The organism is Pseudoclavibacter sp. CFCC 14310 (genome assembly GCF_008831165.1).
Taxonomy (GTDB): domain Bacteria; phylum Actinomycetota; class Actinomycetes; order Actinomycetales; family Microbacteriaceae; genus Pseudoclavibacter_A.
Genome location: NZ_WBKC01000002.1, coordinates 19,067 through 32,156, shown reverse-complemented (window position 1 = coordinate 32,156; position 13,090 = coordinate 19,067). Strand labels below are relative to the sequence as shown.

Annotated in this window: 10 protein-coding genes; 1 reads left to right on the top strand and 9 read right to left on the bottom strand. The window is 65.6% G+C overall.

From position 1 onward, the window contains the following. Positions 1 to 50: 50 nt before the first annotated feature. From proB to F8O06_RS03900, 5 genes are all read right to left on the bottom strand, one after another. Positions 51 to 902, bottom strand: a complete 852-nt coding sequence (gene proB / locus F8O06_RS03920; protein WP_158037631.1) for a glutamate 5-kinase — start codon at positions 900 to 902, stop codon at positions 51 to 53. Further along, positions 899 to 2,527, bottom strand: coding sequence for a GTPase ObgE (gene obgE, locus F8O06_RS03915; RefSeq protein WP_158037630.1), 1,629 nt, complete (start codon positions 2,525 to 2,527; stop codon positions 899 to 901). Before obgE ends, proB begins: the two co-directional genes overlap by 4 nt. Positions 2,528 to 2,603: 76 nt before the next feature. Further along, the gene (gene rpmA / locus F8O06_RS03910) at positions 2,604 to 2,861 is read right to left on the bottom strand and encodes a 50S ribosomal protein L27 (RefSeq protein WP_158031103.1); all 258 of its coding nucleotides are present in this window, start codon (positions 2,859 to 2,861) and stop codon (positions 2,604 to 2,606) included. Positions 2,862 to 2,880: 19 nt separating this feature from the next. Further along, positions 2,881 to 3,189, bottom strand: a complete 309-nt coding sequence (rplU, locus tag F8O06_RS03905; protein WP_158031102.1) for a 50S ribosomal protein L21 — start codon at positions 3,187 to 3,189, stop codon at positions 2,881 to 2,883. Between the two features lie 113 nt (positions 3,190 to 3,302). Then, positions 3,303 to 6,164 carry an Rne/Rng family ribonuclease gene (locus tag F8O06_RS03900; protein ID WP_158037629.1) on the bottom strand — a complete coding sequence of 954 codons (2,862 nt, stop codon included), beginning with the start codon at positions 6,162 to 6,164 and terminating at the stop codon, positions 3,303 to 3,305. Between the two features lie 245 nt (positions 6,165 to 6,409). Between F8O06_RS03900 and F8O06_RS03895 the strand changes: the two genes are divergently transcribed. After that, positions 6,410 to 7,009, top strand: coding sequence for a vitamin K epoxide reductase family protein (locus F8O06_RS03895; RefSeq protein ID WP_158037628.1), 600 nt, complete (start codon positions 6,410 to 6,412; stop codon positions 7,007 to 7,009). Between the two features lie 156 nt (positions 7,010 to 7,165). On the opposite strand, the gene ndk is transcribed toward F8O06_RS03895, so the two are convergent. The 4 genes from ndk to ileS are packed head-to-tail and all read right to left on the bottom strand — an operon-like array spanning position 7,166 to position 12,844. Next, positions 7,166 to 7,606 (bottom strand): nucleoside-diphosphate kinase, encoded by a 441-nt coding sequence (ndk, locus tag F8O06_RS03890; RefSeq protein WP_225732830.1) that lies wholly within the window; start codon positions 7,604 to 7,606, stop codon positions 7,166 to 7,168. Positions 7,607 to 7,631: 25 nt separating this feature from the next. Continuing rightward, positions 7,632 to 8,033 carry a DUF4233 domain-containing protein gene (locus F8O06_RS03885; protein WP_192496832.1) on the bottom strand — a complete coding sequence of 134 codons (402 nt, stop codon included), beginning with the start codon at positions 8,031 to 8,033 and terminating at the stop codon, positions 7,632 to 7,634. A gap of 31 nt (positions 8,034 to 8,064) precedes the next feature. Continuing rightward, the gene (locus tag F8O06_RS03880; protein ID WP_225733381.1) at positions 8,065 to 9,564 is read right to left on the bottom strand and encodes a bifunctional folylpolyglutamate synthase/dihydrofolate synthase; all 1,500 of its coding nucleotides are present in this window, start codon (positions 9,562 to 9,564) and stop codon (positions 8,065 to 8,067) included. A gap of 4 nt (positions 9,565 to 9,568) precedes the next feature. Then, positions 9,569 to 12,844, bottom strand: a complete 3,276-nt coding sequence (ileS, locus tag F8O06_RS03875) for an isoleucine--tRNA ligase (protein WP_158038188.1) — start codon at positions 12,842 to 12,844, stop codon at positions 9,569 to 9,571. Positions 12,845 to 13,090 lie beyond the last annotated feature (246 nt).

Below are 13,090 nucleotides of genomic sequence, written 5' to 3'. Positions count from 1 at the left end.
CATGTGTGCGAGGTGTCCAGATCCTCAGACACTCAGCACATACGCGCCATTCAGTGCTCGTGGGTGACCGACTCGATGGTCTGCAGTGCTCCGGTGTCGGTGAGCTCGTGACCGAGCACCGGGCGCGCCTCGAACCATGTGCCGATCGACTGCCCCGAAAGCGCGTTCGAAACGTGCTCGGTCGAGGTGAGCAGCACCGGGATGCCCGCTTCGGTCGCGACCCGAGCCGAGGCGATCTTCGTGACCGCTCCCCCGGTGCCGACGCCGTTGACCGTCACCGGCGAGACCTCGATGTGTTCGAGATCGTCGTCGTGCGCGACGAAGTGCAGGGGCTTCGAGCCCTCGCGCTGCGGCGGGCGGTCGTAGAGCGCATCGACGTCCGAGAGCAGCACCAGCGCATCGGCCCGAACCAGCACCGCGGTGAGCGCCGCCAGCCGATCGTTGTCTCCGAAGCGAATCTCATGCGTCGCGACGGTGTCGTTCTCATTGATGATGGGCAGCACACGCAGATCGAGCAGTCGATCGATGGTCTGCTGCGCCTGACGGCGATGTCTGCGGTCGTCGATGTCGCTCGCGGTGAGCAGCACCTGTGCGGTCGTCACGCTGAAGGCGTCGAACACTGACTCGTAGCGGTACATGAGTCGTGCCTGACCCACGGCAGCCGCTGCCTGTGAAGTCGCCAGGTCGGCAGGTCGACCGTTCAGGTTCAGCAGCGGCAGCCCGGTGGCGATCGCTCCGGACGACACCAGGACGACCTCGACGCCCCCCTCGTGCAGCTGCGCCAGCGCCGACACCAGATGGCCGAGCTGGTGCTCGTTCTCACCGGTGATCGACGACGAGCCGACTTTGACGACGATGCGCCCGGCGCCGGGAATCCCAGCCTGCGAGATGACGCTGCTCACCGCTGCTCTCCTTCTTCGTCCGAGGTGTCCTCAGCGGCCGAGCCTGCGGCATCCGTCGTGTTTGTCGAGCCTGCGGCGGATGCACTGGTCGCCCTCGTCCGCTCTCGATCCTCCGTCCACAGGCCGGCTTCGCGTTCGGCCTGCAGTTCGGCTCGGGCAGCGGCCTTGGCATCCATGCGCTCGTAGTACTCGACGCGCTTCTCGGCACGGGTCGGGCGCGAGTGATCGCTCAGGCGAAGATCCTCGCCACGCGGCGCAGCGATCTCGGCGCCGGAGGTGATCGACGGCTCCCAGTCGAAGATTCGCTCGTTGCTGCCCGGCCCGATGACCACGGCCGATCCGGCGCGCGCACCGGCACGGAACAGCTCCTGCTCGATGCCCAACCGGTTCAGCCGGTCGGCGAGGTAGCCCACCGCCTCATCATTGTCGAACATCGTCTGGGCGATCCAGCGTTCCGGCTTCTCACCGAGAATACGGAAGTACTCGCCGTCCGGGCCGGTCTCACGAGAAATGGTGAATTCAGCCTCACGACGACGTGATCGCGGGCGAATCACGATGCGCTCCGGCTGCTCAGCCTCGGCTTCTGCCTCGGCACGCTGTGCGGCCCGACCCTCGTCGACCAGTCCGGCCATCGCGAAGGTGAGCTCGCGCAGCCCGCGGCGTGTGGCCGCCGAGACCTGGAACACGCGGAATCCCCGCTGCTCAAGATCATCTGTGACGAACTCGGCGAGTTCCTCGGCCTCAGGTACGTCGACTTTGTTGAGCGCGACAAGCTGCGGTCGCTCGATGAGCGGCGTTTTGCCCTCGGCGACCGGATACTTCGCGAGTTCGGCCAGAATCGTTTCGAGGTCGCTGATCGGATCTCGATTCGGCTCGATCGTGGCGCAGTCGAGCACATGCACCAATGCCTCGCACCGCTCCACATGGCGCAGAAAGTCGAGGCCCAGCCCCTTGCCTTCGCTGGCCCCTTCGATGAGCCCGGGCACGTCTGCCACGGTGAACCGCACATCTCCGGCCTCGACGACGCCCAGATTCGGAGCGAGCGTCGTGAACGGATAGTCGGCGATCTTCGGCTTGGCCGCGCTCATGGCTGCGATCAGGCTCGACTTGCCTGCTGAGGGGTATCCGACGAGAGCCACATCGGCCATGGTCTTGAGCTCGAGCCGCACATCGCCGCTCCAGCCCGGTGTGCCGAGCAGTGCGAAGCCGGGAGCCTTGCGTTTCGTCGAGGCGAGCGAGTTGTTGCCGAGACCGCCGATGCCGCCCTGCGCCACCGTGTAGCGCATGCCCGGCTGATCGAGGTCGATGAGCATCTCGCCATCCGCGTCGCGCACGACCGTGCCGACCGGAACGGGCAGGATCAGATCCTGTCCGGCATAGCCGTCGCGGTAGTCGCCCATGCCGAAGCCGCCGCTCTCGGCCCGCTGATGCGGTCGACGGTGGTAGGCCAACAGTGTGGTGATCTGCGGGTCTGATTCGACGATGACGTTGCCGCCGTCACCCCCGTTGCCGCCGTCGGGGCCGGCGAGCGGTTTGAACTTTTCGCGGCGAATTGACGCACAGCCGTCGCCGCCGTCACCTGCTGTGACGTGCAGCACGACGTCGTCGACGAAGCTGAGTGCCATGTGATGTGCTCCTTAAGGTGCGAAAGAGGCGAGCTCGCTATGCGAGCCCGCCTCGATCATGCTGAAAAACGGAATGTCACTCCGCAGCGGTGAGAATGCTCACCACGCGGCGACGGCCCTTGCTGCTGAACTGGACTGATCCGGTCTCGAGCGCGAAGAGCGTGTCGTCTTTGCCGCGGCCCACGTTGGCGCCGGGGTGGAAGTGGGTGCCACGCTGACGAATGATGATCTCGCCGGCGTTGACCTCCTGCCCACCGAAGCGCTTCACGCCGAGACGCTGAGCGTTTGAGTCGCGACCGTTGCGAGTTGAGCTCGCACCCTTCTTATGTGCCATGAGAGGACGCCTTTCGCTGTTACTTGATGCCGGTGATCTTGAGCTTGGTCAGCTCAGAGCGGTGCCCGAGGCGCCGACGGTAACCGGTCTTGTTCTTGAAGTGCTGAATGTTGATCTTGGGGCCGCGCAGGTCTTCGACCACCTCGGCGGTCACCTTGACCTTGGCGAGATCTTCGGTCTTCGAGGTGACCTTGTCACCGTCGACCAGCAGCAGAGCGGGAAGCTCCACAGCGCCCTGCTCATCTGCCTGAACACGGTCGACCGTCACGACAGTGCCGACCTCGACCTTCTCCTGACGCCCGCCGGCGCGCACGATTGCATAAACCACGTGTCATCCTTTGTCTTGAAGTCTGTGTTCACTCGCCGGCAGAACCAGCCCGAGCCAACACTCAATAATACTCAGTTGTGTGTGTGCAGGTCAAACACCCGCGACCGCGTGTCTCAGTCCTGACGCTCACCGCCCGGGCGCTGCCGAAAACTCTGGCCTCGAGTCTCTTTGGCTGCGTTCGGCGTGCGGGCGCCTTCTGGCAGGTGCGCGAGCACGTCTGCCAGCAGGGCGTCGCGGTCGACCGGCTGTTTCGGTGAGGCCTCGGCGGCAGGTTGGGTCTTCGGCTTCGGCAGATCCAGGTCGAGGTCGATGTCGGTGCGCGCCGGCCCTGCCGGAGCCGATGCACGACGCGACCGGCGAGCCGACGCGGGTTCCGAACGTCGCTGCGGATGCTCGCTCGACTCCGCCGACTGCAATGACTTCGCCTGCAGGTGCGGCTCGACGGGCTCTTGACGCTCTGCGGGTTCGTGTGCCGTCGCAGCAGGCCGAATTCGATCGGATGCGGGCGCGGCTGCGGCACCCTCCGCTGCGCTGAGGCCCGACTCTGCGTGCGAAGTACGGGCGACTGGCTCGCCAGAACGATGCTCGTGCACAGGCGCATGCGCTGCCACATCGCCCGCAGCCGCCAGAGGTGCAGACGCCTCGGCGGTCGGAGCAGAGGCGATCTGCGCGATCGTGCTGGCGGCGACCTGGGCGACGGCGTTCTTGACGTTCGCGTTCAGGGTGTTCTTCACCGGCTTGACAGCCTGGGTCTTCTTGCTGCGAGGTTTGCGAGCCGAACCGGATTTCCCGCTCTGAGAACTGTGCGTGCTTTGACCGGAGTCGGAGCTCTCGCCGAGCTGCGTGAACGTCTCGGCCAGCCCGATGCCGATCTTCTTGCGGGTCATCTGGATCAGACCCAGCGAGGTCACTTCGGCCACCTGATGCTTGGTGCGATCGCGACCAAGGCATTCGATCAGACGCTGCAGAACCAGATCGCGGTTCGACTCGAGCACCATGTCGATGAAGTCGACCACCACGATGCCGCCCAGGTCGCGCAGACGCAGCTGTCGCACGATCTCTTCGGCGGCCTCGAGGTTGTTCTTCGTGACCGTCTCTTCGAGGTTGCCTCCGGAGCCGACGAACTTGCCGGTGTTCACATCGATGACCGTCATGGCCTCGGTGCGGTCGATCACCAGCGAGCCGCCCGACGGCAGGAAGACCTTGCGCTCGCTCGCCTTCGCCAGCTGCTCGTTGATGCGGTAGGCGTCGAAGATGTCTTTGTCGCCGCTGTAGTGCTCGACGCGATCGACCAGATCCGGCGCGATCGTGTGCAGGTACTTCTCAATGGTCTCTTCTGCGTCTTTGCCGCTGATGACCATCTTCGTGATGTCTTCGTTGAAGACGTCGCGCACGACTTTGATGAGCAGATTCGGCTCGGTGTGCAACAGCGCCGGAGCCTGCTGCGTCTCGCGCAGGCGCTGGATCTCTTCCCACTGCTGCTGCAGACGGGTGACGTCCCGTTCGAGCTGTTCCTTCGTCGCACCCTCAGCAGCGGTGCGCACGATGACGCCCACGTTCTCAGGCAGAATCTCTTTCAGCGTCTTCTTCAGACGCGAACGCTCGCTGTCGGGCAGCTTGCGACTGATGCCGCTCATCGAACCGCCCGGCACGTACACCAGGTAGCGACCGGGCAGAGAGATCTGACTGGTCAGACGGGCGCCCTTGTGACCGACGGGGTCTTTCGTGACCTGCACCAGCACGGTGTCGCCCGCTTTGAGCGCCATCTCGATGCGCCGCTGCTTGTCGGTGACCTCGGCAGCCTCCCAGTCGACTTCGCCTGAGTAGAGCACGGCGTTGCGGCCGCGTCCGATGTCGACGAATGCGGCCTCCATGCTGGGCAGCACGTTCTGGATGCGCCCCAGATAGACGTTGCCGATCAGCGAGAGGTCTCGTGAGTGCGCTGCATAGTGCTCGACCAGAATGTCGTCTTCGAGCACGCCGATCTGGATGCGGTCGTCGGTCGAGCGCACGATCATCTGCCGGTCGACCGCCTCGCGGCGTGCCTGGAACTCGACCTCGGTGACGCTCTGGCGACGACGCCCGGCATCGCGACTGGCGTTGCGACGCTGCTTCTTCGCCTCGAGTCGTGTCGAGCCCTTGACCTTGGTCGGCGTCTCACGATGACTGCGCTGCCCGCTCTCCGGGCTCTGTTCGTCGGCGGCTTCGTCGCTCGTGCGCGACCGACGGCTTCCGTCACGCTTGCGGGTGCGACGACGCACGCTCTCGACGTGCTCGGGCAGCTCGGGCTCTTCGTCATCGTCGCGCTCGGGCAGCTCGGGCTCTTTGAAGGTCAGCTCGATCGGGGCGACCGTCTCAGCGACCGGCACTGCCGGAGCTGAGGTCGCCCCCGCCTCTCGAACGCTGAACGGCGAGAACGGCGTGATCTCAGCAAGGGGATCAGGCGCCGGCTCTGGTTCAGGTGCCTGCGCCGGCGTCGCTTCAGCGGCCGCCTCGGCAGCAGACTCGGTCTTGGTCGCAGCCAGCTCACCGGTGCCCTGAGCCGACACGTCGGCGGCTGCCTCGGCATCCGTCAGCGCTGCCTCTGCAGGCGCGGTCTCGCCCGGTGCAGCAGCCGCTCGGGCCGCCTGGTCTGACGAGTGCTCGTCCGCTGTCGCCGATTCGTTGGAGCGCGCCTGTGCATCGGCTGTCTCTTCTGCCACTGCGAGCGATTCCTCGACCACTGCAGGGGCCGGAGCCTCAGCCGGGTTCGCCAGATCGCCACGATCAGCATCAGACGACGCGGCCGACGCGACACCGGCGGCGGCGTGCTCGTTCACTGCTTCACCCTCGGCACCGTGGCGCGGCGCGGCGTCGCCTGACGTCTCGTCCGCTGACTCGTGGTCGCCGAAGGCAGACTTCGCCCGTCGGGTGCGCTTCGTACCGAAGAGCTGCCCGAACAGACCGCCCTTCCCATGTTCTTCATTACCCACCATCGCTGGTGCACTCCTGTATCCAGCCGCAGTCCCGGTCGCCCCGAGCCGGCTCCTCAAACTGTTCGCACGACCGCTGAGGTCGATGCGCCAAATTCAGCTCTATCGCAGGGCGTCCTGGCCCTGAACAGCATCTGCGTCGTTTTGACGACGCCTGTGATGCGCGTCTGCGCGTGAGGGCGACTCACGCGACCCAGCCCATTATCGCATGGAATCCGGTGTTCGCCGCTGCGTGCCATAATGGCGGCATGTCTGCAAACCGTTCGGGCACTGCCCTTCCCAAGCCGCTCGCCGTCACCATGGTCGTCATCGGCCTGGGCGGCCTGCTCGGAGCCTTCGAACTGGCCACTGAGTATGTCAAGACGTTGCAGAACCCCGCGTATACACCGAACTGCTCGTTGAACATCCTGGTGACCTGCGGTCCGAACATGCAGTCTTGGCAGGGCAGCCTCTTCGGGTTCCCCAACGCGCTGCTCGGCCTGATGTGCTTCATCTTCCCGATCGCCGTCGGGGTGAGCGCTCTGGCCGGGGCACGCATGACACGGTGGTACTGGCAGCTGTTCAACCTCGGCATGCTCGGCGGCTATGTGTTCATCACGTGGCTCTACTCCCAGAGCATCTTCGTCATCGGCACACTGTGCCCGTGGTGCATGGAGGTCTGGTTCTTCATGATCTTCGGCTTCTGGTACATCACCGCCTGGAATCTGCGTGAAGGTCACTTCGGAAGCGGGCTCAAACGCTTCGGGGTCTGGCTCTTCCACTGGGCGTGGGTCGTCAGCCTGCTCAACCTCGTGCTGATCGCAGTGCTCGCCGAGATCCGTCTCGGCTGGATCGAGTTTCTGCTCTGACCGTCGGCGCGGCGCTCAGGCGCTGCGCTGACCTGCTCTGCTCATGTCTCACGGCGCCTTGCGCACCGCTGAGCCCTGAAGATGACAGAAGGGGCCGCGCTCTGCAGAGCGCGGCCCCTTCTGTCATCTGCGCAGGTCAACTGCGCACGGAGAGGATCAGGCGAACCAGATGCCGATCTCACGCGCTGCAGACTGCGTCGAGTCAGATGCGTGTACGACGTTGCGCTGCACCGAGACGCCCCAGTCACGGCCGAAGTCGCCGCGAATGGTGCCGGGCGCTGCGACGGTCGGGTCGCTTGCGCCGAGCAGCGTGCGCACGCCGGGAACGACGTTGTCGCCCTCGAAGATCACGGCCACGATCGGCCCGCTGATCATGAAGTCCACGAGAGAGTCGAAGAACGGCTTGCCCTTGTGCTCGGCGTAGTGGCGTTCGAGCAGCTCCCGGGTCGGCTTCACCCACCGGATGTCTGCCAGGCGGTAGCCTTTGCGCTCGATGCGGGCGAGCACCTCACCGGTCAGTCCGCGTTCGACGCCATCCGGTTTCACCAGCACGAGGGTGTGGTCTGGGGTGATCTGCTTCTGCTCTGCAGTGGTCATCTGTCGATTCCTTTCGGGTGTTTCGTCAGTGTTGGGTCGGTTGTTCATGCTGCACCGCTGCAGCTTCCCGGTCTGCGCGTGCTGCCGCGACCATGATGTAAATCCACAGGGCCAGGCAGATCAGCGACACGAAGAAGATGAACCCGCTGAAGAGGCCGGCGAGCAGCAGCACGACCTGCACCGCCCACCCGAGCCAGAGTCCGATGGGGCCTCGACGCATACAGGCGAGAGCGAGCACGAGCAGCAGCATCGAGCCGGCGCCGAGCCACCAGACCAGCGGCGACGAGATCAGCCGCAGCCCGAAGAGCACCAAGGTATAGAAGATGATCACGAACGACTCGAAACCGAGCATCACGCTGCAGAGCTTCTGACGAAGTCTCACACCGCTGCTCGGAGCCGCACCGTCTGCGCTGTTCGGAGGTTTCATCGCCTTCATTCTACGTGCTGCGGCCCGATGGTCAGAACCGGTCTCCTGGCTCCGTGCTGTCTGGCCACATCTCGTTCGCGTCGTCGTCTTCGGCAGCCGACGCCTCAAGGGCTTCCTTCGCCGCCTCGACGTCGGCATCCGACGTCGCATCCGCTGCCACCGCAGAGGTGTCGGCGTCCGTCAGCGCGGCCACCTCGCCGATGACCGTGATCGACCCGGTGACGATGATGCCGGAGTGCTCGACCTCGCGTGCCAGGTAGCGAGCCTCGTCCAAGGCCTCTTCGACATCGTCGACCACCCTGACCCGCTCTGTGCCGAACACCTCGACCGCCAGTGCGGCCAGGTCGTCTGCGGGGATCGCCCGAGGCGAGTGCGAGGCGGTCACCACCACCTCGTCGACGGCGCCGTCGAGCGCCTGCAGAAAGCCCTTCGCGTCTTTGTCAGACAACACGCCGATCACGGCGACGGTGCGATCGAAGTGAAAGTTCTCGACCAGCGCACGGGCCAGGCTGCGCGCTCCGTGTGGGTTGTGCGCGGCGTCGATGATGATCGTCGGGTCGGTGCCGACCACCTGCAGCCGACCGGGCGACTTGGCCGAGGCGATGCCCGGCTCGACGACATCGGCGCCCAGCGGCACGTCTCCCCCGCCGAGAAAGGCCTCGACGGCGGCGATCGCCAGCGCGGCGTTCTGCGCCTGATGCTCGCCGTAGAGCGGCAGCGCGAGATCGCGATAGGTGCCGGCCAGGCCGCGCACGTCGATCACCTGCCCGCCAACAGCCGGCTGCGCGCCCGACACCTCAAAGTCGGTGCCCGCGCGCTTCAGCGTGATGCCCAAAGCGTCGGCTTTGGCCTGCAGCTCGCGCATCGCCTCCGGTGCCTGCGCGGCGGTCACCGCGATGGCGCCCGGCTTCATGATGCCGGCCTTCGTATGCGCGATCTCGGCGATCGTGCTGCCCAACACCTTGGTGTGGTCGAGCGCGATCGGCGCGAACACCGCGACGTCGCCGTCGGCGGTGTTGGTCGAGTCCCACTCCCCGCCCACGCCCACCTCGAGGCAGATCACATCGACAGGTGCGTCGGCGAAGGCCGCGAAGGCGAGCACGGTCAGCGCCTCGAAGAAGGTCAGCGCCGCCCGGCCTTCGCCGCGCAGCTGTTCGTCGACCATTTCGACGAAGGGCTGTACGTCCTCCCACGTGCCGAGCAGCCGCTCGTCGGTGATCGGCGATCCGTCGATCACGATGCGCTCGTTGAAGCGCACCAGATGGGGGCTGGTGAACACTCCCACTCGCAGGCCCGCCGACGCCAGCATCGAGGCGGCGATGCGTGCCGTCGACGACTTGCCGTTGGTGCCCGTGATATGGATGATCCGGTACGACTTCTGTGGGTCGCCCAACAGGTCGAGCACCCGAGCGACCGCGTCCAGCCGTGGCTCGATGCGGTTCTCAGGAGCCCGCCCATAGAGCTGCTCGGTGAGCTGCTCGACACTGTTCGGGGCGAGGGCAGCCGTCGTGGCGTTGCGTGCGTCAGTCACAGGTTCAGGCCTTCTCGATCAGGATGCCGACCCGCTCGCCGTCGCCGACGGGCTGGTCTGCCTCGTCGCCGAGCGCTTCGACAGTGACGACATGGAGGTCGGTCGCGAGTGTCTCGGCGGCGATCAGGTCACGATTGGCCTCGAGCGCCGCACGCACAGCGTCGTCGCCGCCCAAGGTGAGGTGGATGCGATCGCTGATCTCGAGTCCGGCTGCGCGTCGTGCCTGCTGCACCTGGCGCACCGTGTCACGCGCCAGCCCTTCGGCGGCGAGCTCAGGGGTCACCGCGGTCTCGAGCAGGACGAAACCGCCGCCGGAAAGCAGCCCGACCGCGTGATCGGTGCCTCTGTCTGAGCTGGCGTCGGCGACCAGATCGATCGAGTACTCCCCCGGCTGCAGGGCGATGCCGCCCGAGACGACTTGGTCTCCCTCTGCACTCCAGTCGCCGGTCTTGGAGCCCTTGATGGCGGTCTGCACCTCGCGGCCGAGGCGTGGACCGCACACCCGAGCATGCACGGTCAGTCGCTTTGACACACCGAAGCGCTCTGCGGTCTGCTCGCTGAGCTCGACGAGGTCGACCGACTTCACGTTGAGCTCGTCACGCAGGATGTCGGCGAACGGAGCCAGCGCATCCGCGCCCGCCTCGACCACGGTGAGCTTCGACAGCGGCAGACGCACCCGCAGGTGCTCAGCCTTGCGCAGCGCGAGGGCGGCGCTCGAGATGTCTCGCACTTGATCCATCGCGGCGACCAGGTCGTCGTCTTTCGGGAACGCACCGGCGTCGGGCCAGTCCTGCAGATGCACGCTCTCGCCCCCGGTGAGGTCCTTCCAGATGCGCTCGGTGACCAGCGGCAGCAGCGGAGCGGCCACACGCGTGACCGTCTCGAGCACCGTGTAGAGCGTGTCGAACGCGTCGGTGTCTTCGCCCACCCAGAAACGGTCGCGACTGCGTCGCACGTACCAGTTGGTCAGCACGTCTGCGAACTGCCGCAGCGCGTCGGTCGCGTCGACGCCGTTGAGGCCTTCGAGCGCGACCTCGACCGTGCGCACCAGGTCACCGGTCTTGGCCAGCAGGTACCGGTCGAGCACGTCGGTCGAGTCGGTTCGCCACTTCGCCTCGTAGCCGGACGCCGAAGAACCGGCGGGCCGTGCCGTGTTCGCGTACATCTGGAAGAAGTACCAGGTGCTCCAGAGCGGCAGGATGACCTGGCGCACGCCTTCGCGGATGCCCTCTTCGGTGACGATCAGGTTGCCGCCACGCAGCACCGGGCTCGACATCAGGAACCAGCGCATGGCGTCCGAGCCGTCGCGATCGAAGACCTCGTTGACATCCGGATAGTTGCGCAGAGACTTCGACATCTTCTGCCCGTCGTTGCCGAGCACGATGCCGTGGCTGATCACGTTGGTGAACGCGGGGCGGTCGAAGAGCGCGGTGGCGAGCACATGCATGTTGTAGAACCAGCCGCGGGTCTGCCCGATGTACTCGACGATGAAGTCAGAGGGGTTGTGGGTGTCGAACCACTCTTTGTTCTCGAACGGGTAGTGCACCTGTGCGAAGGGCATCGAGCCCGACTCGAACCAGCAGTCGAGCACCTCGGGCACGCGGCGCATGGTCGACTTGCCGGTCGGGTCGTCGGGGTTCGGGCGGGTCAGCTCGTCGATGTAGGGCCGGTGCAGGTTGTCGACCTTCACGCCGAAGTCCTGTTCGAGCTGCTCGATCGAGCCGTAGACGTCGACGCGCGGGTACTCGGGATCGTCGCTCTTCCACACCGGGATCGGTGCACCCCAGTAGCGGTTGCGAGAGATGTTCCAGTCGCGGGCGTTCTCGAGCCACTTGCCGAACTGACCGTCTTTGACGTTGTCGGGCACCCAGTTGATCTGCTGGTTGAGCGCGATCATGCGGTCTTTGACCTTGGTCACGTTCACGAACCAGGCAGGCAGCGCCATGTAGATGAGCGGCTTGCCGCTGCGCCAGGAGTGCGGGTAAGAGTGCTCGATGGTCGCCTGTTCGAGCAGACGGCCGTGCGACTTGACCAGCTTGATCAGCGTCTTGTTCGCCTCGAACACGTTCACTCCGGCGACCTCGGGCACGCTGGGCAGAAACTCACCCGCCTGATTGACCGAGAGCACGACGGGGATGTCGTACTTCTGGCAGGTCAGCTGGTCGTCTTCGCCATAGGCTGGAGCCTGATGAACGATGCCGGTGCCGTCTGTGGTCGACACGTAGTCAGCCACCAGGATCTGCCAGGCGTTCTGCGTGCCGTACTGCTCTGCATCGGCGAAGTAGTCGAACAGCCGCTCGTAACGCACGTGCTCGAGTTCGGCGCCCAGCAGCGTACGCTCCACGGCATCCTGCGCGGCCTCAGCGGAGTCATACCCCAGTGCCTTCGCATGCGAGCCGACCAGATCGCGGGACAACACGAACCGTGTGCCCGCAGGCGAGCCGTCGCCTGCACCGGCCTCACCGGCAGGCACGACCGCATAGACGATCTCGGGGCCGACCGCGAGCGCGAGGTTCGTCGGCAGCGTCCACGGGGTCGTCGTCCAGGCGATCGCCTTGGCACCCTCGAGCCCGAGCGCGGCTGCTTTGTCACCCGTCAGCGGGAAGGTGACCGTGACGGTGGGATCCTGACGCATCCTGTAGGCGTCGTCGAGCTTCGTCTCCTGGTTCGACAGCGGCGTCTGCTCGTACCAGCTGTAGGGCAGCACACGATAGCCGTCGTAGATCAGGCCCTTGTCGTAGAGGGTCTTGAACGCCCAGATGACGCTCTCCATGTAGGTGAGGTCGAGCGTCTTGTAGTCATTGTCGAAGTCGACCCAGCGGGCCGAACGAGTGACGTATTCGCGCCATTCGTTGGTGAAGCGCAGCACGCTGGCGCGAGTCGCCTCGTTGAACTTCGCGATGCCGAAGGTCTCTTCGATCTCGCGCTTGTCGGTGATGCCGAGTTCCTTCTCGGCCTGCAGCTCAGCGGGCAGCCCATGGGTGTCCCAGCCGAAGCGGCGCTCGACGCGCTGGCCGCGCATGGTGTGAAAGCGGGGAAAGACGTCTTTGGCGTAGCCGGTCAGCAGGTGCCCATAGTGCGGCAGGCCGTTGGCGAACGGAGGGCCGTCGTAGAAGACCCACTCTGGGGCGTGCTGGTCGCGTCGCTGGTCGATCGACTTCTGAAAGGTGTCATCGCCCTTCCAGAAGGCCAGGATGCCCTGCTCGACTGCGGGGAAGCTCGGCGAAGGCTGGACTGATTCGGGATGCTCGCTGCCGGGGCTGGGAAGCGGATAGACCATTGCGCGTGTCACTCTCGTGCTCGTTCACCTGCACGAGGACGCCGCCCTTCTGCGAAAGACGTGCGCGGTACCACCTCGCTTGTTCGCCTGCCTCGTCTGACGACGACACCGACGAACCGCTTCTCTTCGGCTGTCTCGGGCCGGACCCGTCTGGGTCTACTGCGCCTGTCGTTCGCGGCGACCTGCGGTTCTTCCAGATGCTCCCCGGTGATGGCCGGATCAGTGCAGTATCTCAGTGTAGCGCGA